At 76.5% G+C, this 22,736-nt stretch carries 19 protein-coding genes; 10 read left to right on the top strand and 9 right to left on the bottom strand.

What is annotated here, in order from left to right; all coding sequences use genetic code 11:
• Window positions 1-14: 14 nt before the first annotated feature.
• From ACR80Q_RS04500 to ACR80Q_RS04480, 5 genes are read left to right on the top strand one after another with little or no spacing between them, the layout of a single operon-like run.
• Window positions 15-1,169, top strand: a complete 1,155-nt coding sequence (locus tag ACR80Q_RS04500; protein WP_435376354.1) for a DUF7847 domain-containing protein — start codon at window positions 15-17, stop codon at window positions 1,167-1,169.
• Window positions 1,166-1,822 (top strand): DUF4129 domain-containing protein, encoded by a 657-nt coding sequence (locus tag ACR80Q_RS04495; protein ID WP_435376353.1) that lies wholly within the window; start codon window positions 1,166-1,168, stop codon window positions 1,820-1,822. Before ACR80Q_RS04500 ends, ACR80Q_RS04495 begins: the two co-directional genes overlap by 4 nt.
• Window positions 1,819-3,180 (top strand): DUF4350 domain-containing protein, encoded by a 1,362-nt coding sequence (locus ACR80Q_RS04490; protein ID WP_435376352.1) that lies wholly within the window; start codon window positions 1,819-1,821, stop codon window positions 3,178-3,180. The genes ACR80Q_RS04495 and ACR80Q_RS04490 overlap by 4 nt, the downstream gene beginning before the upstream one ends.
• Window positions 3,177-4,187, top strand: a complete 1,011-nt coding sequence (locus ACR80Q_RS04485; RefSeq protein ID WP_435376351.1) for an AAA family ATPase — start codon at window positions 3,177-3,179, stop codon at window positions 4,185-4,187. Before ACR80Q_RS04490 ends, ACR80Q_RS04485 begins: the two co-directional genes overlap by 4 nt.
• Before the next feature lie 53 nt (window positions 4,188-4,240).
• The gene (locus ACR80Q_RS04480; RefSeq protein WP_435376350.1) at window positions 4,241-5,533 is read left to right on the top strand and encodes a DUF58 domain-containing protein; all 1,293 of its coding nucleotides are present in this window, start codon (window positions 4,241-4,243) and stop codon (window positions 5,531-5,533) included.
• A 75-nt stretch (window positions 5,534-5,608) separates the two neighbouring features.
• Here the strand turns inward: ACR80Q_RS04480 and ACR80Q_RS04475 are convergent, their stop codons facing one another.
• A complete protein-coding gene (locus ACR80Q_RS04475) occupies window positions 5,609-6,604 on the bottom strand; it encodes a stage II sporulation protein M (RefSeq protein ID WP_435376349.1) in 996 nt (331 codons plus the stop codon).
• Between the two features lie 90 nt (window positions 6,605-6,694).
• Here ACR80Q_RS04475 and ACR80Q_RS04470 point away from each other — a divergent pair, with 90 nt between their 5' ends.
• Entirely contained in the window at window positions 6,695-7,486 is a 792-nt protein-coding gene (locus ACR80Q_RS04470; RefSeq protein ID WP_435376443.1) for an RDD family protein, read from the top strand.
• 148 nt (window positions 7,487-7,634) lie between these two features.
• On the top strand, window positions 7,635-8,390 hold the full coding sequence (locus tag ACR80Q_RS04465) for a hypothetical protein (protein WP_435376348.1): 756 nt from the start codon (window positions 7,635-7,637) through the stop codon (window positions 8,388-8,390).
• Between the two features lie 99 nt (window positions 8,391-8,489).
• Here the strand turns inward: ACR80Q_RS04465 and ahcY are convergent, their stop codons facing one another.
• From ahcY to ACR80Q_RS04435, 6 genes are all read right to left on the bottom strand, one after another.
• Window positions 8,490-10,004: an adenosylhomocysteinase gene (gene ahcY / locus ACR80Q_RS04460; RefSeq protein WP_435376347.1), complete on the bottom strand. Its 1,515-nt coding sequence runs from the start codon at window positions 10,002-10,004 to the stop codon at window positions 8,490-8,492.
• 253 nt (window positions 10,005-10,257) lie between these two features.
• Entirely contained in the window at window positions 10,258-11,433 is a 1,176-nt protein-coding gene (locus tag ACR80Q_RS04455) for an SIS domain-containing protein (protein WP_435376346.1), read from the bottom strand.
• Entirely contained in the window at window positions 11,430-11,669 is a 240-nt protein-coding gene (locus ACR80Q_RS04450) for a Trm112 family protein (RefSeq protein WP_435376345.1), read from the bottom strand. The genes ACR80Q_RS04455 and ACR80Q_RS04450 overlap by 4 nt, the downstream gene beginning before the upstream one ends.
• Window positions 11,666-13,144, bottom strand: coding sequence for a phosphomannomutase/phosphoglucomutase (locus tag ACR80Q_RS04445; RefSeq protein WP_435376344.1), 1,479 nt, complete (start codon window positions 13,142-13,144; stop codon window positions 11,666-11,668). The genes ACR80Q_RS04450 and ACR80Q_RS04445 overlap by 4 nt, the downstream gene beginning before the upstream one ends.
• Before the next feature lie 34 nt (window positions 13,145-13,178).
• On the bottom strand, window positions 13,179-13,478 hold the full coding sequence (locus tag ACR80Q_RS04440; RefSeq protein WP_435376343.1) for a hypothetical protein: 300 nt from the start codon (window positions 13,476-13,478) through the stop codon (window positions 13,179-13,181).
• A gap of 145 nt (window positions 13,479-13,623) precedes the next feature.
• On the bottom strand, window positions 13,624-14,067 hold the full coding sequence (locus ACR80Q_RS04435; protein WP_435376342.1) for a DUF3499 domain-containing protein: 444 nt from the start codon (window positions 14,065-14,067) through the stop codon (window positions 13,624-13,626).
• Window positions 14,068-14,136: 69 nt separating this feature from the next.
• Here ACR80Q_RS04435 and ACR80Q_RS04430 point away from each other — a divergent pair, with 69 nt between their 5' ends.
• On the top strand, window positions 14,137-14,592 hold the full coding sequence (locus ACR80Q_RS04430; protein WP_435376341.1) for a metallopeptidase family protein: 456 nt from the start codon (window positions 14,137-14,139) through the stop codon (window positions 14,590-14,592).
• 21 nt (window positions 14,593-14,613) lie between these two features.
• On the opposite strand, the gene ACR80Q_RS04425 is transcribed toward ACR80Q_RS04430, so the two are convergent.
• Window positions 14,614-19,641: a DUF5719 family protein gene (locus tag ACR80Q_RS04425; RefSeq protein ID WP_435376340.1), complete on the bottom strand. Its 5,028-nt coding sequence runs from the start codon at window positions 19,639-19,641 to the stop codon at window positions 14,614-14,616.
• Window positions 19,642-19,687: 46 nt separating this feature from the next.
• Entirely contained in the window at window positions 19,688-19,939 is a 252-nt protein-coding gene (locus ACR80Q_RS04420; RefSeq protein ID WP_435376442.1) for a WhiB family transcriptional regulator, read from the bottom strand.
• Between the two features lie 640 nt (window positions 19,940-20,579).
• Here ACR80Q_RS04420 and cofD point away from each other — a divergent pair.
• Together cofD and ACR80Q_RS04410 are read left to right on the top strand one after the other, a co-directional pair.
• On the top strand, window positions 20,580-21,605 hold the full coding sequence (gene cofD / locus ACR80Q_RS04415) for a 2-phospho-L-lactate transferase (RefSeq protein ID WP_435376339.1): 1,026 nt from the start codon (window positions 20,580-20,582) through the stop codon (window positions 21,603-21,605).
• Window positions 21,602-22,735 carry a coenzyme F420-0:L-glutamate ligase gene (locus tag ACR80Q_RS04410; protein WP_435376338.1) on the top strand — a complete coding sequence of 378 codons (1,134 nt, stop codon included), beginning with the start codon at window positions 21,602-21,604 and terminating at the stop codon, window positions 22,733-22,735. Before cofD ends, ACR80Q_RS04410 begins: the two co-directional genes overlap by 4 nt.
• The last annotated feature ends 1 nt before the right edge of the window (window position 22,736 follow it).

Genomic DNA, 22,736 nt, shown 5'->3' with positions numbered 1-22,736 from the left:
GGAGGACTGCTCTTGTGACGACACCACCGACGGGCGGACCCGGCAGCGGCTGGTCCGTCCCCGAGACCGGTGCCGCGTCCTCCGGCTGGGGACCGCCGCCCGGCGCCCCGGCGCCCGGCAGCGGGTCCACGGCGCCCGGTCAGCCCGGTCGGCCCGCGCAGCCCGGTCAGCCCGCGCAGGCCCAGGGCTGGGGGCAGATGACCGGCCCCGGGCAGCAGCCTTACGGCAGCGTGCTCACCCGCCGCGGCATCATCGCCCTGAAGCCGCTCGGGTTCGGCGACTTCTTCGACGGCGGGTTCCGCGCCATCCGGCACAACCCGCGCGCGATGATCGGGCTGTCGGCCCTGGTGCTGGGCGTCACCAACATCCTCGTCGCCCTCCCCCTGGTGGGCGTGTTCAGCACGACCGCGTTCACCGACCCGACGGCCGAGCTGACCGACGACGACGCGCTCGCCATCGGTGGCAGCCTGCTGGCGCTCATCCCCACCGGGTTCCTGCAGAGCATCGCCGTCATCGTCCTGACCGGGATGCTCATCCTGTCGGTCACCCAGAGCGTGGTCGACCGCCGGCTCAGCATCGGGCAGCTGTGGCACCGGGCCCGCGGCCGGGTCTGGCCGTTGATCGGCTGGTCGCTGCTGCAGTCGGTCGGCCTCTCGTTGCTGGTCGCGCTCGCCCTGGCCCCCGGGATCGTCCTGCTGGTGCTGCAGGAGTTCGCCGGCGGGGCCGCGGCCCTGGTGCTCCTCGGGATCGGCGTGTTCGTGCTCTCCGTCTGGCTGGGCGTGAAGCTGCTGTTCGTCCCCGTGCTGATCGTCGTCGAGCGCCTCGGCATCGTCGCCTCCGTGAAGCGGTCGTGGACGCTCACCAGGGGCGCGTTCTGGTGGACGCTGCTGCTGATGTTCCTCACGGTGATCCTGACCTCGATCGTGTCGCAGGTGCTGGCCACGCCGTTCGCCTTCGTCGGCGCACTGGGCCTGACCCTGCTCGAGAGCGACCCGCTGCTGGGGGCCGCGGTGTACGCGGGGGCGGTCAGCCTGGGCACCACGGTGGGCCTGGTGCTGTCCGTGCCGTTCCTCGCCGCGGTCATCGCCCTGCTGTACGTCGACCGCCGCATCCGGCTCGAGGGCCTGGACGTGGCGCTGGCCCGCACCCTGGAGGACGAGCAGGCGTGACCTCCCTGCTCCCGGCGGTCGTGGACCCCGACCGCGAGACCGCGCGCCGGTGGGCGGTGGAGGAGCTGACCGACCAGGCGTACGTCCGGGCCCAGCCCAACCTGCTGCAGCAGGCGATCACGTGGGTGCTCGAGCGGCTCGACGAGCTGCTCACCGCCGCCGGGGCCGCCACCGGCGGGCTGGGGCTCGTCGTGGCCATCGCCCTGTTCGCCGCGCTGGTGGTCCTGGCGCTGCTGCTGGCCGGCCCCCTCCGGCGTCGGGCCGGCACGCGACGCCGCAGCGACGGCGGGGTGTTCGGGGCCACCGCGATGACCGCGGCGCAGCACCGCAGCGCCTCGGTGCAGGCGGCGGCCGACGGCCGCTGGGCCGCGGCCGTGCAGGAACGGTTCCGGGCCACGGCCCGGTCGCTGGAGGAACGCGTCGTCCTGGACGTCCGCCCCGGACGCACGGCCGACGAGGTCGCGGTCGAGGCCGGCGCGCTCATGCCCGATGCCGCGGACGGGCTGCGGCGGGCGGCGAGGGCCTTCGACGACGTGACGTACGGCGAGCGCCCCGGTGACGAGCAGGGCTACGCCGCCGCCGTCGAGGCCGACGACGCCGTCACCCGGAGCCGACCCGCGGGGCTGCTCACCGCCGCTGCGGCCACGCCGTGAGCGTCGGGCCGACGACGGCGACGGGACCCGCGCCCGGGGACGCCACGGGCTCCGGCACGGGGCTGGACGGTCGCACCGACCTCGCGTTCGCGGCGGAGCCCGGCGGGGGCGACGCGCCCGGCGAGGTCGGGCCCGACGGGAGCGGTGACGGTCCCCGGCGCCCCGTCGTCCTCTGGTGGCGACGCAACCGCTCGCTGGTGGGCATCGCCGTCGTGGTGCTGCTGGGACTGGCCCTGGCGGTCGCCCTGACCCCCCGGGGCAGCGGCGACCCCCTGGCGCCGGACAACCCCGCGCCTGACGGGTCCCGCGCCCTCGCCCAGGTCCTGGGCCGGGAGGGCGTCGACGTCCAGGAGCGGTCGGGGCTGCAGGACGTGGTCGAGGCCGCGGCGCCGGGCACGACGCTGCTGGTGCTCCAGTCCTCGTTGCTGGCGCCGGACCAGCTGCGCGAGCTTCGGGGCACCGGGGCGGACCTGGTGCTGGTCGACCCGCCGCTGCCGGTCCTGCAGGTGCTGGCCCCCGAGCTCAGCCTGGGCGGGGCGTCGCCGGACTACACCGCCGCCCCCGGCTGCGACGACCCCGACGCCGTGGTGGCGGGCGACGCGCGCGGCGGCGGCAGCCGCTACGTGGCCGCGGACGCCGCGCCGGTCCCAGGCGTCGAGCGGGAGGCCGTGTCGCCGACCGCCGTCGTCGCCGTCTGCTACGCCCCGGGGACCGGCACCAACCCCGACGCGGGCTCCTACGCCGTCGTGGACGACCCCGAGCAGGGACGCCGGGTCGTGGTGCACGGGCAGCCCGACGTGCTGACGAACCAGTGGCTGGCCGAGGAGGGCAACGCGGCGCTGGCGCTGCGGAGCCTGGGCCGCCACGACACCCTGCTCTGGTACCGGGCCGACCCCTTCGACGTGGCCCTGGACGACGGCTCCGAGGCCGGGCCCAGCGCCGTCGAGCTGCTCCCCAGCTGGGTGGGCTGGGGCGCCGTCCAGCTGCTCGTGGTGGCCGCCGTGGCCGTGCTGTGGCGCTTCCGCCGGCTCGGTCGCCTGGTCCCCGAGCGGCTGCCCGCCGTGGTCCGCTCCGCGGAGACCACCGAGGGCCGGGCCCGGCTGTACCGGGCCGCGGGCGCCCGGGCGACCAGCGCCCAGGTGCTGCGCCGCGCCTGCGCGGGGCGCCTGGCGACCCGGTTGTCGACCGGGTCGGTCTCCGACCCCGCCACCGTCGCCCGGCTGGCCGCAGCGGCCAGCGGCCGCGACCCCGTCTCCGTCGGGCTCCTGCTCGACGGTCCCGCTCCCACCGACGACGCGGGCCTGGTCAGGCTCGCGGACGACCTGGACCGACTCGAACGAGAGGTGACCCACCGGTGAGCGAAGAGCCGGATCGCACGAGCTCGGACGCACCCGCGTCCTGGGGCTCCGCACCGACCACCGACCCGAGGGCCGCGCTGCAGCGTGTGCCCGTCGAGGTGGCCAAGGCGGTGGTCGGGCAGCAGGCCGTGGTCACGGGCCTGGTCATCGCGCTGCTGTGCCGCGGCCACGTGCTGCTGGAGGGGGTCCCCGGTGTCGCCAAGACCCTGACGGTGCGCGCCCTGTCGGCGGCGCTGCGGCTGGAGACCAGCCGGGTGCAGTTCACGCCCGACCTGATGCCCGGTGACGTCACCGGCTCGCTGGTCTACGACAGCCGGACCGGCGAGTTCAGCTTCCGCGAGGGCCCGGTGTTCACCAACATCCTGCTCGCGGACGAGATCAACCGGACGCCGCCCAAGACCCAGGCCTCGCTGCTGGAGGCCATGGAGGAGCGCCAGGTCAGCGTGGACGGCAAGCCCCGCATGCTGCCCGACCCGTTCATCGTCGCGGCCACCCAGAACCCGGTGGAGTACGAGGGCACGTACTCCCTGCCGGAGGCCCAGCTGGACCGGTTCCTGCTCAAGCTGACCATGCCCCTGCCCGAGCGCGACGCCGAGGTCGAGGTGCTCAACCGCCACGCCCACGGCTTCGACCCCCGGGACCTCGTCGCAGCCGGGCTGGAGCAGGTCGCCGGGCCCGAGGACCTGAGGGCCGGGCAGGCCGCGGTGGCCCGCGTGCAGGTCGGTCGCGAGGTGATGGCGTACGTCGTCGACATCGCCCGCGCCACCCGCAGCTCCCCGTCGCTGTCGCTGGGCGTGTCCCCCCGCGGCTCGACCGCCCTGATGTCGACCGCGCGGGCCTGGGCCTGGTTGACCGGGCGGGACTACGTCACGCCCGACGACGTCAAGGCCATGGCGCGGGCGACCCTGCGCCACCGGGTCCAGCTGCGCCCGGAGGCCGAGCTCGAGGGCGTCTCGGTGGAGTCGGTCCTGGACTCGGTCCTCGCCTCGACCCCGGTGCCGCGCTGACGTGAGCGGGCTGACGTGAGGGCCGACATGAGGGCCGACGGGAGGGCGCCGGCATGACCGTGACCGGGCGCGCCGTCCTGCTGGCGCTGCTCGGGCTGGTGCCGGTGGTGCTGGTCCCGGGCTGGACCACGCTGCTGGGGTGGCTCGCTGTCCTGGTCGTGGTCGTGGTGGCCGACCTGCTGCTGGCGGCGTCCCCGCGCGTCCTCGTGCTCGAGCGCGAGCCGCTGGGGTCGGTCCGCCAGGAGGAGCCGACCGCGAGCAGCGTCGTGATCGGGAACCCCGGCCGTCGACGGCTGCGAGCCGTGGTCCGTGACGCCTGGCAGCCCTCGGCGGGCGCCAGCCCGTCGCGCCAACGGGTCACCGTCCCGGCCGGTGAGCGGCGGCGCGTCACCACCGCGCTGGTGCCCACCCGACGCGGCGACCGGTTGAGCCCCGGCCTGGCCGTGCGCAGCCTGGGCCCGCTCGGGGTGGCCGCCCGGCAGCGCAGCCTCGACCTGCCCGGTCGGTTGCGCGTGCTGCCGCCGTTCCGCTCGCGCCGCCACCTGCCGAGCCGCCTGGCCCAGCTGCGCGAGATCGACGGCAAGTCCGCCGTGCAGCTGCGCGGGCAGGGCACCGAGTTCGACTCCCTGCGTGAGTACGTGGACGGCGACGACGTCCGGTCGATCGACTGGCGGGCCACGGCGCGCCGGCAGACCGTGGTCGTGCGCACCTGGCGCCCGGAGCGCGACCGCCGCGTCCTGATCGTCATCGACGCCGGTCGCACCGCGGCGGCGCGCGTGGGCGACGAGCCCCGCCTCGACGCCGCCATGGACGCGGCGCTGCTGCTGGCCGCCCTGGCCTCGCGCGCCGGGGACCGGGTGGACCTGCTGCTGCACGACCGGCGCGTGGTCGGCCGGGTCGAGGGCGCCTCCCGCTCCGACCTGCTCCAGCGGATGGTCGACGTGATGGCGCCGGTGGACCCGGCCCTGGTCGAGTCGGACTGGTCCATGGTGGCCGCCCAGGTGCGCGGTCGGCTGAGCCGACGCAGCCTGGTGGTGCTGCTGACGCCGCTGGAGGCCGGGAGCGTGGACTCCGGGCTGCTGCCGGTCCTGGCGCAGCTCAGCCGGCGCCACGCCCTGGTCGTCGCGTCGGTGGGCGACCCCGAGCTGACCGAGATGGCCGGCCGTCGCGGCGACGCGACGGCGGTGTACGACGCCGCCGCCGCGACCCGGTCGCAGCTGGACGCCGAGACCGTCACGGGCTGGGTGAACCGGCTCGGCGTCGAGGTGGTGCGCGGCGACCCCGAGTCGTTGCCCCCGGCGCTGGCCGACCGCTACCTGGCCATGAAGGCCGCCGGTCGCCTCTGAGGCGTCAGGTGCGCCGGGCCGGCCGGACCCTCGTCCGGTCCGCGACGGGCCACAGGCCCTCGCGGCGTGCCCGGCTCAGCCGGCGACGAGGTCCCGGTCGCCGCGCAGCTCCTTGCGCAGGTCGCCCGTCTCACCCGCCCGGACGGCCCGGCGGCCCAGGACCACGACGTAGGCCACGAAGGCGGCCCACACCACGAAGCCGATGGCGATCCGCGCCCACGTCGGCAGCGGGGACGGCGTCACGTAGGCCTCCACCACGCCGGACAGGAACAGCACCGGGATCAGGCCCACGGCGATGCCGATCATGGCCCGGCCCTCCTGGCCCAGGGCGTCCAGGCGGGAGCGGGGGCCCGGGTCGATCCAGGCCCAGAACAGCCGCAGCCCCGCGGCCAGCGCGACGAACACCGCAGTGAGCTCCAGCAACCCGTGCGGGGTGATGAGGCCGAAGAACAGGTCGAGGCGGTCGCAGGAGGCCATCAGGCCCCCGGTGGACCCGACGCCGATCGCGTTCACCACGAAGACGTAGACGGGGAACACCCCGGTGATGCCGAAGGCGATGGACTGCGCCGCCACCCACACGTTGTTGGTCCACACCTGGCCGGCGAAGGACGCGGCCGGGTTCTCGGAGTAGTACGACTCGAACCGGACCTCGCACAGCTGGCGGATCTCGGCGTCGGAGGCCAGGGAGGCCTGCACGTCCGGGTTGGCCGCGACCCACCAGCCGGACGCCGTGCCGATGAGCACGAACGACAACGCCACCAGGATGGTCAGCCGGCCGCTGCGGTACAGCGCGGCGGGGAACTCCAGCACGAAGAACCGGGCGATGTCGCGCCACACCGGCTCCCGCGAGCCGGTGACCGCCTGCCGGGCCTTGTTGACCAGCGTGGACAACCGGGCCACCAGCGACGGGTCCGGCGCGGAGGAGCGCACCACCGACAGGTGCGTGGAGACCCGCTGGTACAGCGAGACGAGCTCGTCGGCCTCGGTGGCGCTGAGCCGACCGCGCTTCACGAGCTGCTCCAGCCGTGCCCACTCCCCCGAGTGCGCCTGCACGAAGGCGTCGACGTCCACGACGGCGACCCTAGTACGGGCCCGTCCGGGGCCGGGGCGGCGGTGGGCACGACGGCGTGCGCGCCACCCGGATAGCCTGCAGCCGTGAGCATGCTGGTGACCGGGGACGCCGTCGTGCTGGAGCTGCCGCCCGCGGGGCTGGGCACCCGGCTGCTCGCCATCTTCATCGACGTGGTCGTCCACCTCGTCGTCCTGGCCGTGCTGTTCTACTCCCTCGGCGGCTTCGTCATGTCCCTGGACGGCGCCGGGTTCGCCGCCGTCAGCCTGACGCTCGTGGTGCTGGTGCTGGTGGTCCTGCCGGCGACGGTGGAGACGCTGAGCCACGGCCGTTCGCTGGGCAAGCTGGCCCTGGGCCTGCGCGCGGTGCGCGACGACGGCGGACCGATCCGGAGCCGGCACGCGATCGCGCGGGCCCTGGTGGGTTTCGGCGAGATCTACCTGGCGTTCGGCGCCCTGTCGGCGCCGTTCGTGCTCGGCACCCACCGCGCCAAGCGGCTGGGCGACATGGTCGCGGGCACCTACGTCATCAACGAGCGGACCGCCCTGCTCAGCGCGCCCATGGTCCAGATGCCGCCGGAGCTCGCCGGCTGGGCCGCGACCGCCGACCTGGGCCAGCTGCCCGGGCCGCTCAGCCTGGCCGCCCGGTCCTTCCTGTCCCGCCTGGACGGTCTGTCGCCGCAGGCCCGCGACCAGCTGGGCGAGCGGCTCGCGGCCGACATGTCCGGCCTCGTGTCGCCCCCGCCGCCGCCGGGCACGTCGCGGGAGCGGTTCATCGCGGCGGTGCTGGCCGAGCGCCGCGGCCGCGACAGCCGGCGGATCGCGTCGGAGCAGGCCCAGCTCCAGCGGCTGCGGGCCATGGCCGAGCACGCGCGCGGGGTCTGAGCGGCGCGTCGCTCCCTCGACCGGGCGGCGGGCTGATCGTCACCGAACCGAGATCACGAACGCCGCACGGCCTGCACCTCCCACCTGCCAGGCTTGGCGGCAGCGGCTCGGGGCGAGCCGCTCGACCGCTCGTCACAGGGGGAACACCATGAACGTCCGTCGCACCGGCCTGCTCGGCACCGTCGCCGCAGGCCTGCTCGTGTCCGTCGCCGCCCTGCCCGCCGTGGCCGTCCCGGCCACCATCACGTCCGTCCCCGGCGGGGCCGTGGCCGAGACGTCGGGGTGCACGGAGGCACGCGCCGCGGTGGAGACGTACCGGACGGGCACGGTCGCGCCGCAGGCCGCGGAGCTGGCCACGCGCGTCACCGAGGTCGAGGAGCTCCTGCTGCGGCTCGAGGTGGACGTCTCGGCCGCGGACGAGGCCCTCGAGCAGGCCCAGGAGGCCCTGACGGTGGCCGACGCGGCAGTGCTCACGGCCGAGGCGGAGCTCGCCACCGCGCAGGAGGGCGGCGACCCGGACGTCATCGCCGCCGCCCAGGCGACCCTGCTCGCCGCCACCGCCGCCCTCGACGAGGCCGCCGACGGGCTCGACGAAGCGGTCGACGCCGCGGACGCCGTCCGGTCGCAGCAGCGAGGCCTGCAGACCGAGCTGGCCGAGACCGTCGGCGTCTCCCAGCTCTGGACGGAGGTGGCGAGCGGGGGGCGTGGCATCGAGACCCCGCAGCAGCTGGCGGCCCACCTGATGGACCTGCGGGCCGTCGGCCTCGACGGGTACGCCGACCTCGTCGAGGACCTGGCCGCGGCCTGCTTCGACTTCACCGGCGACGAGGACGAGGAGGGGCGAGCGGTCCCGAGCGCACGGACCGCCACCCCGGTCACCGCCCGCGCCAGCTACACCGGCTGAGCCGGCCCACCGCGTCGCAGCACCGTCGACACCACGGCACCCTCCGTCGAGCAGCTCGACGGAGGGTGTCGTTGTGGAGGAACGGGTGGTGCGGGTGGGTCAGTAGCGGTAGGCGTCGGTCTTGTAGGGGCCGGCGACGTCGACGCCGAGGTACTCGGCCTGCGCCTTGCTGAGCTCGGTGAGCCGGACGCCGAGGGCGTCCAGGTGCAGGCGGGCCACCTTCTCGTCGAGCACCTTGGGCAGGACGTGCACGCCCAGGGGGTACTCGTCGCCGCGCGTGAACAGCTCGATCTGCGCCATCACCTGGTTGGTGAAGGAGTTGCTCATCACGAAGCTGGGGTGGCCGGTGGCGTTGCCCAGGTTGAGCAGGCGACCCTCGGACAGGACGATCACGCTGGTGCCGTCGCTGAAGGTCCACTCGTGGACCTGCGGCTTGATCTCGGTCCGGGTGATGCCGGGGGTCCGGGCCAGGCCGGCCATGTCGATCTCGTTGTCGAAGTGGCCGATGTTGCCCAGGATCGCCTTGTTCTTCATCCGGCCGATCTGCTCGGCCGTCACGACGTCCTTGTTGCCGGTCGCGGTGATGACGATGTCCGCGGAGCCGATGACGTCGTCCAGCGTCGCGACCTGGTAGCCGTCCATCGCGGCCTGCAGGGCGTTGATCGGGTCGATCTCGGTGACGATGACGCGGGCACCCTGGCCGCGCAGGGACTCCGCGGAGCCCTTGCCGACGTCGCCGTAGCCGCAGACCACGGCCACCTTGCCGCCGATGAGGACGTCGGTGGCGCGGTTGATGCCGTCGATGATCGAGTGGCGGGTGCCGTACTTGTTGTCGAACTTCGACTTCGTCACCGAGTCGTTGACGTTGATCGCGGTGAACAGCAGGGTGCCGTCACGCATCCGGTCGTACAGCCGCAGGACACCGGTGGTGGTCTCCTCGGTGACCCCCTTGATGCCCTCGGCCGTCGTGGTCCAGCGGCCGGGCTCGGCGGCGAGCGTGGCGCGCAGCGTCTCCAGGACGACCGCGTACTCCTCGTTGTCGTCCTCGGTCGTGGCGGGCACGGCGCCTGCGCCCTCGAACTCGACGCCCTTGTGCACGAGCATCGTGGCGTCGCCGCCGTCGTCGAGGATCATGTTCGGCCCGGTCGAGCCGGAGGCGTCGGCGGGCCAGCGGAGCACGGAGTCGGTGCACCACCAGTACTCCTCGAGCGTCTCGCCCTTCCAGGCGTAGACGGGGATGCCGGTCGGCGCCTCGGGGGTGCCCTCGGGCCCGACCACGATCGCCGCGGCGGCCGCGTCGTCGGTGGAGAAGATGTTGCAGGACGCCCAGCGGACGTCGGCGCCGAGCGAGACCAGGGTCTCGATGAGGACGGCGGTCTGCACGGTCATGTGCAGGGAACCGGTGATGCGGGCGCCGGCCAGGGGCGCCTTGCCGGCGTACTCCTCGCGCAGGGCCATCAGGCCGGGCATCTCGTGCTCGGCCAGGCGCAGCTGGTGACGGCCGGTCTCGGCCAGGGACAGGTCGGCCACGGCGTGGTCGATGACCCGGCCGTCGGCGGTGGTGTGGCTCGCGGCCAGCGCGGCTGCGCGGCCCGGAGGGGTGATGGAGGACATGGGGTGGATCCTTCCCGCGGCGTCGCCGCGTACGTCTGGGACCGCGTGTCGCTCGCGCGCAGCGCGGTCAGGTGTCTCCTCGCCCCGGCGTGACCCCTCTGGGCCCCTCGGCATCACCGACGCCGTGCGGGTCCCAGGTTAACCCGCCGACACCCACGAGCGGCGGCGCGGGCGCCACATGCAGCAGCCGACCGCCGTGGCGACCTGATGCCCGCGGTCGCAGCGGTGCTGGCACGCCTCGTGCGGCGTGGTCCTACCCCGCGGCGGAGCCCTGGTCCCCGGACGCCCACACCTCACGCAGGTCGGCCAGGTGCGGCGAGCGGGACGGGTCGATCCCTCCCCCCAGGGCCAGGTAGGTGGCGGCGAAGTCGGTGCGGGCCACCAGCGACGCGAGCCGCTCCAGCGGCCGCCCGGCAGGGGCGGCGAGCTCGCTGACCCGGACCCCCGCGTGGGAGGCGACCGCGCGGACCGGGCCGGCGTGGGGCGGGTCCTCGGTGTCCGACAGCAGCAGCAGTCGCAGGGACGGGCCCACCGGGCCGTCCATGAACGGGTCGGCGAACAACGGGTCCGCCCCCGGCGACCCGGTGACGGAACGACCGCCGGCGAAGGCCCCGTCGAACAGCGACACCACGTCGCCGGCGTCCTCCGGCAGCCGACCGCGGACGGCCGGCACCCGGGCCGTCCGCGCCAGCATCGACACCACGCGGGCCGCAGCCCCGTCGGCGGCGTCGCCGTCGCTCAGGACCACGGGCACGACACCGTCCAGCTCGAGCGCGAGCACCTTGGCGGGGTTGACGAAGCTCGCCGAGGTCGGCCGGCAGGTCTCGGCCTCCTCGTCGAGCCGGTCGGCCGCCGCGGCGAGGTCGCCGGCGCCGACGTCGAGGACGTCGGCGGCCCCGCAGGCCAGCAGCACCGGCGCCAGCAGCGACCACAGTCCCGTGCGGGACCCCGCGGCCGGCACACCGGGCACGCCCGTGCGCGGCACCGCCAGCACCGTGCCGCGCGCCCGGGCGGTGACGTCGGCGAGCGGGGAGCCCTCCCGGCAGACCGACACCAGGCGGGCGCCGCGGCGGCCCGCCTCGGCCGCGATCTGCAGCGGCTCGGGTGCCCGGCCGGACATCGACACCGCCACCACCAGGTCCAGCGCCCCGACCCAGCCCGGCAGCGGGCCGCCGCGTCGGCGTTGCACCGGTACCGACGACCCGGCCCCGGCCAGGGCGGCGACCACCTCGCCGACCACGGCGCTGCCGCCCAGACCGGCGACCAGCACCGAGCGGGGGCGACCGTCGTCGCGGACCCGGTCCAGGTCGTGCTCCTGCGACAGCACGTTGCGCACCTGGGCCCCGGCCGAGGCCAGCACCCGCAGCGACCCCTCGCGGTCGAGCCCGGCCAGGGCGTCGACGTCGTCCAGGACCGCCTCGTCGATCATTCCGGGTCGTCCCCGGTCCCCGGGCCCGCCTCGGGCGGCCCGGGAAGCTCGCCCTCGTCCACCAGCAGCACCGGCACGCCCCGGTCGTAGCGGTACGTCCGGCCGCACCCCTCAGGCGCGTCGGCCGCGCACCGCAGCGCCGCCGCGCCGCCGGCGTCGGTGACGTCCAGCAGCGTGCTGCGGCAGGCCGGGCAGCGCAGGATCTCGCGGAGCCAGGGGTCTACGGTGCTGCTCATCCTTCGGAGGCCTCCTCGGCTCGGACCAGGGACAGCACATGGTCGCGCACACGGGCCAGCGTCGCCTCGTCGGCGGCCTCGACGTTGAGCCGCAGCAGCGGCTCGGTGTTGCTGGGACGCAGGTTGAACCACCACGAGCCGTCGACGGCCGACACGGTGACCCCGTCCAGGTGGTCCAGCTCGACCGGCTCGGGCCCCGCGGTCACGTCGTCCAGCACCCGGCGGGTGGCGGCCGCCGCGTCGGTCACCGTCGAGTTGATCTCGCCGCTGCGGGCGTAGCGGACGTAGGAGGACACCAGCTGCGACAGCGTGGTGCCCTCCGGCGAACGACCCAGCGCCTGGAGGACGTGCATCGCGGCGAGCATGCCCGAGTCGGCTCCGTAGAAGTCGCGGAAGTAGAAGTGCGCGGAGTGCTCGCCCCCGAACACGGCCCCCGTCGCGGCCATCTCGGCCTTGATGTAGGAGTGGCCCACCCGGGTGCGCACGGAGCGCCCGCCCGCGTCCGCCACGACGTCCGCGACCGCACGGCTGGTGATCAGGTTGTAGAGCACCGTGGGAGCGGCCTCGCCGCCGGCGCGGGCGCGCGCGACCTCGTTGGCCGCCACCAGCGCGGTGACGGTGCTCGGGTCGACGACGTCGCCGTTCTCGTCGATGACGAAGCAGCGGTCCGCGTCACCGTCGGTGGCCAGGCCCAGGTCGGCGCCGGAGGCCCGCACGGCCGCCTGCAGGTCCACCAGCGTGCTCAGGTCGAGCGGGTTCGCGTCGTGGTTGGGGAACGTGCCGTCGAGCTCGAAGTACAGCGGTTCCACCTGGACCGGCAGGGCAGGCAGCCCCGCGGCGTCACCGAGCACGGCGGGGACGGTGAGCCCGCCCATGCCGTTGCCGGCGTCGACCACCACGCGCAGCGGCCGGATGTCGTCCAGGTGCACGAGCGAGCGAAGGTGAAGGGCGTAGCCGGCCAGGGTGTCGCGACGCGACACGGACCCGCCCGCCGACCTCGCCGGCTGCGACGCGCCGGTGAGCAGCGCGACCGCCCGGTCCCGCACCGGGGCCAGACCGGTGTCCAGGCTGACCGGCCGGGCGCCGCGCCGGCACAGCTTGAGGCCGTTGTAGGCCGCCGGGTTGTGGCTGGCGGTGAACATGACCCCCGCGCTGTCGCGCGAGCCGGACACGAAGTACAGCTGGTCGGTGGACGCCAGACCGACGACCTCGACGACCGCGCCCGCCTCCGCGGCCCCCGCGGCGAACGCCTCCGCCAGCTCGGGCGAGGACGGCCGCATGTCGTGACCGACGGCCAGGCGCGGCTCACCGTCGGCCTCCGGCAGGACGACCTCCGTGGCGAACGCGGACCCGAGGGCCCGGCAGGTGTCGGCGTCGATCTGCTCACCGACCAGACCGCGGATGTCGTAGGCCTTGACGATCTGCTGGAGGGGGTGCTGGACGGTCTGCGGGGAGGGGTGCGGCACGACCCTCACAGTACGGGTGGTGCCGGTCGCGGTGGCGGTCCGCTCAGCGCTTGGCGGTGCGGGTGAGGACCTCGGCGACGGGGACGTCGACACCGGCCTCCTCCCAGCGACGGTGCTCACAGTGGTGGCAGGACACGAAGTCCACGCTGCCGCCGTCGGTGAGGTTCATGGTCAACCGGGTCAGACGCGTGCTCCCGCAGGAGATGCACCCGCCGGTGGCGCGGTGCTCGCGCTGGGTCAGCGACCCGAGCGGCAGGTGCTCGTCGGCCCGGGCGCGACGCGGGCGCGGGATCACGGCGGCGACGGGGCCGGCGGGGCGGGGGGTGACGGTGGCGGCGTTCATGTGGGCTCCTCGGTGGCTGGGCTGCACCAGGTGTCGACCGCACCACGTCAGACCTTGAGCCCCCCGGCGTGTCCCGACATCCGGCCCGGAACGGACCAGACGGACCAACCGGTCAGGACGGACGCGCGGCGCGACCTCGGCCGCCTCAGGTCCGGTCGTCGCCCGGGCCCAGGACCCGGAGGTGACCGCGTCGGCCGAGCTCCCGCCGCCCCGTGCGCCCCGGGGTCCCCTCACCGTCCCGCGCGCCCCGCCCGCCGTCGGGGCCCTCGGGACCGCCGGGGACCGCCGCGGCGCGGCCGCGCACCTCGGCCCGCGGCCGCGCGGACTCACGGACCGCCTCGACCAGCGCCAGCAGGTCGTCGTGGTTCGGCCCGGTCGGACCATGGTCGTCGACGGCCAGCCGCACGACCTCCCACCCGCGGGGGGCGGTGAGCCTCGCGGCGTGCGCCTCGCACAGGTCGTAGGAGTGGGGCTCGGCGTAGGTGGCCAACGGGCCCAGGACCGCGGTGGAGTCGGAGTAGACGTACGTCAGGGTGGCCACCGAGTCCTGACCGCAGCCGGAACGGGAGCAGCGTCGTCCGGATCTCACGTCGGCCACCGTAGCCCGCGCGGCGCCCACCTCGGCGACGGCGTGCCGGGACGGCACTACCGTGGCGAGGTGGCCGAGCAGGAGTCCCACCCCGCCCCCGCCGCCACGACGTCGGCGCCCCGCCGGCGGGACCGGCGCGGCCGCGGCGTGCGCGGCCCTCTCCTGCCGGCGCACCTGCCGGGCGCCCGGACCCGCTCCGAGCGCTTCGACGCCCTCGTGCTGGACGCCGTGGCGCGGCTGGAGCCCCGGTGGGGCGATGCCCTGGCCGACGTCGACGTCGCGGTCGAGCTGGTCCCGCCCAGCGAACCCTCGCCGTGGGAGGAGCGCGTGGCCCCCCTGGGGCGGGTGTTCCCCGTCGAGGGGGCCCGACGGGCCAGGCTCGTGGTCTACCGCCGTCCCGTGGAGGCCCGCGCCGACGACGACCTGCCCCGCCTGGTCCACGAGGTGGTCGTGGAGCAGGTGGCCGCCCTGCTGTCCCGGCCACCGGAGGACATCGACCCCACGCTCGCCGACGACGAGGGCTGACGCCCCAGCCGCCGGACCCCCTCAGCGTCGGACGAGCCGGACGACGTCCGGGGCCGGCGGGGCGCCCGGGACGGACGTGCCCGCGGTCAGCGGCCCGTCCCCGTCCGCGACCGACGCGCGCACCCCGATGTGGACCCCGGTCGCGGAACGCACCACGAGGGCCTCCACCGCGGCCGGGTCGACCTCGTCGAGCAGGTCGACCAGCGCCACGTCGACCGGCGCTCCACCTGCGGGCAGCACCACCGGGGCGGAGGTGAGCTCCTGGCCGTCCGCGTCCACCACCTGCAGCCGGGCCTCGCCGGCCGCGTCGCCCCGACCGACCAGGGACACGGTCGCGTCCGGGACCGCCGAGGCCTCCAGCAGCGCCCCGAGCGGCACCCTCACAGGTGTCGTCCAGGCCGGTTCCGCGGGGACGGCCTGGGCCCACGCCCGGTCGACCGGCACCCCGGTGAGACCCTCGGCGGGCTCGCCGGCGCGCTGCTGGGTCCACGTGGCCGACGCCACCACCGGTGCGTCCGCCGCGACGTGCACGGCCCAGCCACCGGGCGCGAGGCCGGACAGGTCCGCCTCGACGACACCTCCGGCGGGAGCCACGAGCAGGTCGGGACCGGTGAGGTCCACCGGCTCACCCCCGTCGGCGGGGACCGCTCGCAGCCGGACCACGGCCGGCGTGTCGCCCACGGCGCCCACCAGCAGCCGCGCCGTGCCGTCGGAGGGCACCAGGACGCCCGGCACCACCAGCTCGGCGGCCGGCACGACCTGCGCGGGCTGGGTGTCACCGCCCTGGGGCACGAGGCCGACCAGGGCGGTGTCGGTCGCGCTGACGGCCACCGTGCCCTGCCGCGCCTCGACCCGGGCCAGGACGGCCGTCAGGTCGGGGGCCAGGGCGTCCAGGCGCACCTCGGTCCGCCCGCCCGGCCCCACGAGCAGCCCCGTGGACGAGGGCGTCTCGACCGGGCCGTCCACGCCGCCCACCCGGACGTCCACGACCGCTCCGGTCTCACCGGGGTTGGTCAGCAGCAGGGTGGCCTGCTGCCCGACCGCGGTGCCGCCGAGCAGGGCCCACGACGAGGGCGCGGTCGACGGGCAGGCCGACAGCCGCAGCCCCCGGCGGTCGCCGTCGGTCTCCGCCCGCCAGGTCAGGCCACGGACGGCCGCGCCGCCCTCGGCGGCCGCCTCGGGCACGACGTCCTCGGCCTCGTCCCCGACCGCCGCGCAGGTGGCCACGGACCCGGCTGCGGCCAGCGTGACCGCGGGCGAGACGACCGCGGGGTCGCCCGCGGCGGGCAGCCCGGCCACGGTGGCGGCCAGCCGGTCACCCAGCGCCTGCCCGGCGCCGGTGGCGGCGAGCGCGGCCCGGACCTGCCGGTCGACCTGGAGCGGTCCGGGCCCGGACCCGGTGCCGGTCGCCAGCAGCAGCAGGAGCGCCGTGACGGACACCCCCACCACCGCGGTCGTGGTGCGCCCGGCCCGTCGCAGGGCACGGCCGGAGCGTGAGGCCGCGGCCGGCGCGGGACGACGGTCGCCGTCCAGGGGCCGCCCGGGGCGACGCCCCGGCCACAGCAGCAGCAGGAGCACCACGGCCACCACCGCCGCCGACACCGTGATGGCCGAGGGCGGGGACATCGGGGCGCTGAGCTCGACCTCGACCGGGCCGGCGGGCAGCAGGAAGCCCTGCGCCCAGCCGTCGACCGTGGTGGTGGTCAGCACCGCACCGTCCGCCGTCGCCCGCCAACCGGTGCGGGCGTTGTCGGCGAGCACGAGCACCCGGCCCGGGTCTCCGTCGGGCACCGTCACCGTGCCGCCGGCGGCTGCTGCGTCGTCCTGGACGGCGACGGGGTCGCCCCCCGTGCCGGCGGGGCTCGTCGCGGTCCCGGTCGGCACGCTGCCCAGGGCGCCGCGCAGGTCCAGCGGGCCGAGCTCCTCCCCGTCGGCGCCCACCAGCCGGGCGCGTGAGGGCACCGGACCGGTCGTGGCGCTGTCCACCCGCCAGGTGGTGCGGTCGGACTCGACGGAGGTGCGGACCAGCCCGGCCCGCTGCGCCAGGGCGATGTCGACGTCGGCGCTGCCGCGGACGACGACCCAGCCGACGCCGAGACGCGCCAGCTGCGCGGCGACCTCGTCCCCGGGCACCGCCCCGTCGCCGAGCAGGGAGGCGACGGCGTCGGCGAGGAGCCGCTCACCGGGGCGCACGGGCAGGTCGGGCCGGGCCAGGGTGGTGGCGACGGAGGCCTGGCCCGGACCGGGCTGGCCGGCGGTGACCGCCCAGGAGACGACGTCGTCGTCGACGGGCCCGGTGCCGGTGGTCCCGACGGTCCGCCCGACGCTGTCGAGCACACCGGTGGCGGAGACGACGTCGACACCCTCGGCGTCCAGCAGCAGCGTGCGGGTCGCCTGCGGCGACTGGGCCCCGACGAGGGCCGGGGAGGGCAGGCCCTCGCCGGCCGGGTCCGCGTCGACCAGAGCCCCGACCGCCAGGCTGCCGAGCACGAGGGAGGCCGCCACCACCGGGGCGGCGACGCGCACGCCCGCGGCCAGCACCCGGCGGGCCCGGACGTCGTGGCGCGGCTCCCGGCGGTCGGGGTCGTGCAGGTCGCGCACCAGCAGCCCCACGACGACGGCGAGGGCCAGGGCGGCGGCCGACGCGGGCACGGAGGCGGGGACGTCGGTGGCGGCAGCGGTGGCCGCGGCCAGCACGCCCACGACGGCAGCCGTGGCGGCGGCGAGCAGGGCGCACCACGCCGCGGGCACGCGGGCCCGGGCGAGCGCCGCCACGCACAGCAGCAGACCGAGCCCGCCGGCCAGGGCCAGCAGCGCCAGGACCAGCAGCGCGAGCACGCCGACGAGGTCGTCCGCCGGGGACACCTGGCCCCGGAGCAGGTCGGTGACCGGGACGGCCGGCCGGAGCAGCTCGCCGGCGCTGGGCAGCGCCGTCGTGGTCGGGTCCACCCCCGCGGGGTCGAGCAGCAGCACGCGCGAGTCCCGACGCAGGGACGGCAGCCAGGACAGCCACACCAGGGCGGGGGTGGCGACGGCCAGCAGCGGCAGGCAGGCCCGCCAGCGGGCGAGGCAGCGGGACCCGCCGACGACACCGGCCAGGACGGCCACGACCACGAGCACGGGCCAGGTGGCCGGGGCCAGCGCGACCACCACCGCGGACAGCAGCCCGGCGGCGGCCGCGCTGCGGACGGGCCGGGGCCCCAGGCAGCCGACCAGGGCGGCGAGCAGCACCGGGAGCAGCACGTGCACGACGAGGTCTCCCGCGTGCACCGGACCCAGCAGGCCGGTCCACGGCAGCAGCGCCCAGGTGGTGGCGGCCGCCGCGGCGGCGGCGCGCGAGCGGACCAGGCGCCGCAGCACCGGGTAGGACAGCAGGAGCCCGACCAGCGGGGCCAGGAGGACCACGACGTCGCGCGCGTCGCCCAGGGTGGCCCCGTCCGGGGACAGCCGGGTCAGCAACGAGACGACCGCCGTGATGCCGGCCCAGACGACGGTGGCGGGGTCGGCCGCACCGACCACGCCCAGCCCGACGTCGCGCCAACCGCTGAGGGCGCGCGAGCCGAGCTCGACGGCGGTGAGCCCGGCCGTGGGGTCCGCGACGACGACCTCGGCCCCGGCGGTGTCGACCGCGACCGGGCGCAGCAGGTCCCGCAGCACCGGGACGACGCCCAGCAGCAGCGTGAGCGGCACCAGGTAGGTGAGGGGGTGGGCGAGCAGCCGGCGGACCGGTCCCCCGGCGCCCAGGTCCAGGTCGATGAGGTCCTCGTCGACGGGCCCGGACTCCACGGCCTCCAGCGGGACGTCGTCGGACTCGTCCGGGTCGGCCTCGCTGCGCAACGACCGACGGGCCCGCCAGCCGTCGAGGTCCTCCCGCAGCATCTGGGAGCGGGAGCGCTGCAGCGGGCGCAGGGCTGCGGCGGGGACCACGCGGGAGCGGCGGGAGCGCCAGCGCGAGGAGGCGACTCGCCAGCCGCGTGCGACCAGCCGCAGCGCGGCGTCCAGCTCGGCCAGCGCCCGTCCGGGACGGCCGCGCAGCAGCCAGACGAGGGCGCGGACGGGAGCGGCCAGCAGCACCCAGACCCACAGCAGCGGCAGGAGCGGCGCGGGGGCCTGCACCAGGCGGGCGTGGAGCCAGTGCCGACGGCGGGCGCTCTCCAGGCCCCCCGCACGACCGCCGGCCCGCGGGGCCGAGGCGCCGACCCGGCGGGCCAGCACACCGTGCAGCGCGTCGGCGGGTCGGGCGCCCCGCTCGAGGGCGGCCACGTGCCGCACCCTGGCGGTGGGGACGACCGCGACCCGGTGCCCGGCGCGACGGACCCGCATGCAGAGGTCGACGTCGTCCCCCACCAGCGGGATCGCGTCGTCGAACCCGCCCACGTGCTCCAGGACGGAGCGGCGCAGGAGCATCCCGGCGGTGGACACCAGCAGCACGTCGCCGCGGGAGTCGTGCTGGCCCTGGTCGATGTCACCGGCGGCGACGTCGGTGAGGCGCCGGCCCCCGCTGGAGACCGTGGCCCCGACCTCGACGAGGCGGGTGGGGTCGTCCCACCCCACCTGCTTGCAGCCGGCCACGGCGAGGGTCGGCGAGGCGCGGACCACCCCCAGCAGCTCGTCCAGCGCGTCGGGCTCCGGGGCGCTGTCGTCGTGGAGCAGCCACACCCACTCCTCCGCCCGGCGGGCGGGGCCGGTCGCGCCGTCGGTCGACCCCGACGGGCCCGCCTCGGCGAGGAGGTTGTCGGCCACCGCGAGGGCCCGGGCGACCGACACCCCGAAGCCGTCGCGGGGGCCGCCGGTCACCACGGCGTCCACGACGTGGCTCGGGGTGGACCCGACCGCGGTGTCGAGCAGCACGACGCTGCGGTCGGTCGAGCCCGCGTCCACCGCGACCACCAGGTCCGGCCGACGGTCCGAGCCCGCGAGCGCGGCGAGGGTGCGGGGCAGCCACTCCGCCCCGTCGTGGACCACGAGGACGGCGGTCACCCGGACCGGCCGTGGCCCGGCACCCGAGGGGGTTCCGGGACCGGTCGGGGCCTGGACGTCGACGCTCACGCCCCGAGCCTGAGGGATGAGACCGTCCGCAGGCGGGAGGGCACGCTCAGATCACGTGCTTCTTCAGCCGGCGACGCTCGCGCTCGGACAGACCACCCCAGATGCCGAAGCGCTCGTCGTTGCCGAGGGCGAAGTCGAGGCACTCCGCTCGCACGTCGCAGGAGATGCACACCTTCTTGGCCTCCCGGGTGGACCCGCCCTTCTCGGGGAAGAACGCCTCGGGGTCGGTCTCCGCGCAGAGGGCGCGGTCCTTCCAGTCCGGCGCCGGGGGGCGGCCGCCGGGCCGCAGCGGCAGCACGACGGCCCCGCCCTCGACCAGCACGCCCGGCGGCAGGTCCAGCCCCGTCAGGTCGCCCCAGCCGCCCTCGTCCAGCGCCTCGGGGCCGTCGACCTCGTCGTCGGCGTCGTCGTCGAGCGGGACCAGCTCCGGCGGCAGCGCGCGGGCCTCGGCGCCGCGCAGCGCTCCGTCGAGCTCGCCGAGCGTGCGGCGTCGGGCCAGCTCGTTCTCGTCCTCGGTCGTCGTTCGGGTGTGCATCGGCAGTGCCATGACGTTCTCCTCGCCCCAGTGTCTCGTCCGGCCGCCGTGGTCCCGCCGGTCCGGTGACCGGTCCGGACAGAACGACGACAGTGGAATTACACGCGTGTCATCCTTCGTAAGTCAAGCCGCTCCGTGCTATCCGTGATCATCTACTCACTCCCAGTGCCCGGTCCGACGCTCTCTGCGACGGCTCGCCCGACGGGCCAGAGCCGGCGGACGAGGCCGGCCGGGCGGACCCGGGAGCCGGGCCGGCCGGGGGCCGGGCGGACGAGGCGGCGACGGGCTCGCGACACAATGCCGCCATGCCGATCCCGCTCCGCCCCCCACCCGTCGCGACGCCCGGGTCCTCCCGCCGCGAACGGGCCGCCCTCGGACGGGCCGCCCTCGAGCGGGCGTGCGGATGAGGATCGCGGCCCTGTCGGGCGGCGTCGGCGGGGCGAGGTTCCTCCGCGGGCTGCTGCAGCACCTGAGGGTCACCTCCCCCGACGTCGACCACGAGGTCACCGTGGTCGCCAACACCGGCGACGACATCACGTTGCACGGGCTGCGCGTCTGCCCGGACCTGGACACCGTGATGTACACCCTCGGCGGCGCGGTCCACGAGGAGCAGGGCTGGGGCCGTCGTGACGAGACCTCGACCGTCGCGGAGGAGCTGGCGGCCTACGGCGCGGGTCCGGACTGGTTCACCCTGGGCGACCGCGACGTCGCCACGCACCTCGTCCGCACCCAGATGCTCGGGGCCGGGTACGGCCTCGCCGCGGTCACCGAGGCGTTGTGCCGACGCTGGCAGCCGGGGGTGCGGCTGCTGCCCATGACCGAGCAGCCGGTCGAGACGCACGTGCTGGTGGAGGACCCGGACCGCCGCGCCGTGCACCTGCAGGAGTGGTGGGTCCGGATGCGGGCCGGCGTCCCCGCGCACGGCTTCCCGCTGCTGGGCCTGGACCGCGCCGTGCCGGCGCCGGGGGTGCTGGACGCGCTGCGCCACGCCGACGTCGTGCTGCTGCCGCCCAGCAACCCGGTGGTGTCCCTGGGCCCGGTCCTGTCGGTTCCCGGCGTCCGCGACGTGCTGCGGGGCACCCGGGCGCCGGTGGTCGGGGTCAGCCCGGTGATCGGCGGCACCACCGTCCGGGGGATGGCCGCGCAGTGCCTGGCGGCGCTGGACGTGCCCTGCACCGCGGCGGGGGTGGCCGGGCTGCTGGAGGACGTCCTGGACGGCTGGCTGGTCGACCACGTGGACGCCCCCGACGGCGTCGCCGGTCCTGGTGGTCCTGGCGCGTCTGGCGGTCCTGGGCGTGCTGACCGCGGCGCGACGGGGGCACGGGTGGTGGCCACCGACCTGCTGATGCGCGACGTCGACGGCGCCGCGCGGCTCGCGGGGACCGCCCTGGACCTCGCGCTGGAGCTCGCCGGGACGGACGTCGCGTGACGAGCGCACCGGTGGACGGCCTTGCGGTGCTGCCGCTGCGGGGCGTCGGAGAGGTCCGGACCGGGGACGACCTGGCCGGGCTCCTGCTGGCCGCCTGCGAGCGGGCCGGTCACGCCCCCGGCGACGAGGACGTCCTGGTGGTCAGCAGCAAGGTGCTCGCCAAGTCGCTCGGCCTGTGGCGGGCCGACCGTGACAGCGCCGTCCTCGCGGAGTCGCGCGGCGTGGTGGCGGAGCGACGGACCCCCAACGGGGTGACGAGGATCGTGCGGGCCGCAGCCGGGCCCGTGATGGCCGCCGCGGGCGTCGACGCGTCCAACACGGGCCCCGAGGCGCACGGACGGGTCCTGGTCCTCCCCCACGACCCCGACGCCCAGGCCACCCGGCTGCGGGACGCGCTGGGCGCGCTGACCGGGTCCCGACCGGCCGTGCTGCTGACGGACACGTCCGGGCGGCCGTGGCGGGTCGGGCAGACGGACTTCGCCCTGGGGTGCGCGGGGCTGCGGCCCACCGACGACCTGCGGGGCGGCGTCGACGCCGACGGCGTCCCGCTGCAGGTGACGGTGCGTGCGGTGGCCGACGAGCTGGCGGCGGCGGCGGAGCTGGTCAAGGGCAAGGCCGACGGGGTGCCCGCGGCCCTGGTTCGAGGCTGCGGGCACCTGGTGACCCGCGAGGACGGCCCGGGCGCGGCCGGCCTGGTGCGCTTCGACACCGCCGACTGGTTCGCCACCGGCACGGTGGAGTCCGTCCGCGCGGCGCTGGGCTGCCCGCCCGGGACGCCGGACGTCGAGCCCGCGCCCGCGGTGCCCGACGGCGACCGGGCGGCCGTGCTGCGCCGCGCGGTCGAGGTCGTCCGCCACGGCTGCGTCGGCGACGTCGACCTGGCCGCGGTGCGCGTGCGCCTGGCCGACCCGACCGTCACGACGGACGGCGCGGTCGGCGCGGGCGCGGATGGTGCCGGGGCCCTCGTCGAGGTCGTGGGCCCGGTGGTCGCGGCCGCACGGGTCGCGGAGCGGGTCGCGGTCTACGCGAGGGCCGAGCGGTTGGCCACCACGGTGGGACCGGCCCCGACCACCGCCACCGGCGGCCCGCCCGACCGGGACGTCGTCACCCTCCACGTCCACCCCACCTGAC

Origin of the sequence: Aquipuribacter aurantiacus, assembly GCF_051216895.1 — a bacterium.
In the GTDB taxonomy this organism is placed as follows: domain Bacteria; phylum Actinomycetota; class Actinomycetes; order Actinomycetales; family JBBAYJ01; genus Aquipuribacter.
This window is presented reverse-complemented; position numbering and strand designations above follow the sequence as displayed.

Excerpts from the sequence above, each read along its gene's own strand:
- ahcY (WP_435376347.1), bottom strand. The coding sequence starts at position 10,004 with ATGTCCTCCATCACCCCTCCGGGCCGCGCAGCCGCGCTGGCCGCGAGC.
- ACR80Q_RS04470 (WP_435376443.1), top strand. The coding sequence starts at position 6,695 with ATGCTGGTGACCGGGGACGCCGTCGTGCTGGAGCTGCCGCCCGCGGGG.
- ACR80Q_RS04465 (WP_435376348.1), top strand. The coding sequence starts at position 7,635 with ATGAACGTCCGTCGCACCGGCCTGCTCGGCACCGTCGCCGCAGGCCTG.
- cofD (WP_435376339.1), top strand. The coding sequence starts at position 20,580 with ATGAGGATCGCGGCCCTGTCGGGCGGCGTCGGCGGGGCGAGGTTCCTC.
- ACR80Q_RS04455 (WP_435376346.1), bottom strand. The coding sequence starts at position 11,433 with ATGATCGACGAGGCGGTCCTGGACGACGTCGACGCCCTGGCCGGGCTC.
- ACR80Q_RS04450 (WP_435376345.1), bottom strand. The coding sequence starts at position 11,669 with ATGAGCAGCACCGTAGACCCCTGGCTCCGCGAGATCCTGCGCTGCCCG.
- ACR80Q_RS04480 (WP_435376350.1), top strand. The coding sequence starts at position 4,241 with ATGACCGTGACCGGGCGCGCCGTCCTGCTGGCGCTGCTCGGGCTGGTG.
- ACR80Q_RS04440 (WP_435376343.1), bottom strand. The coding sequence starts at position 13,478 with ATGAACGCCGCCACCGTCACCCCCCGCCCCGCCGGCCCCGTCGCCGCC.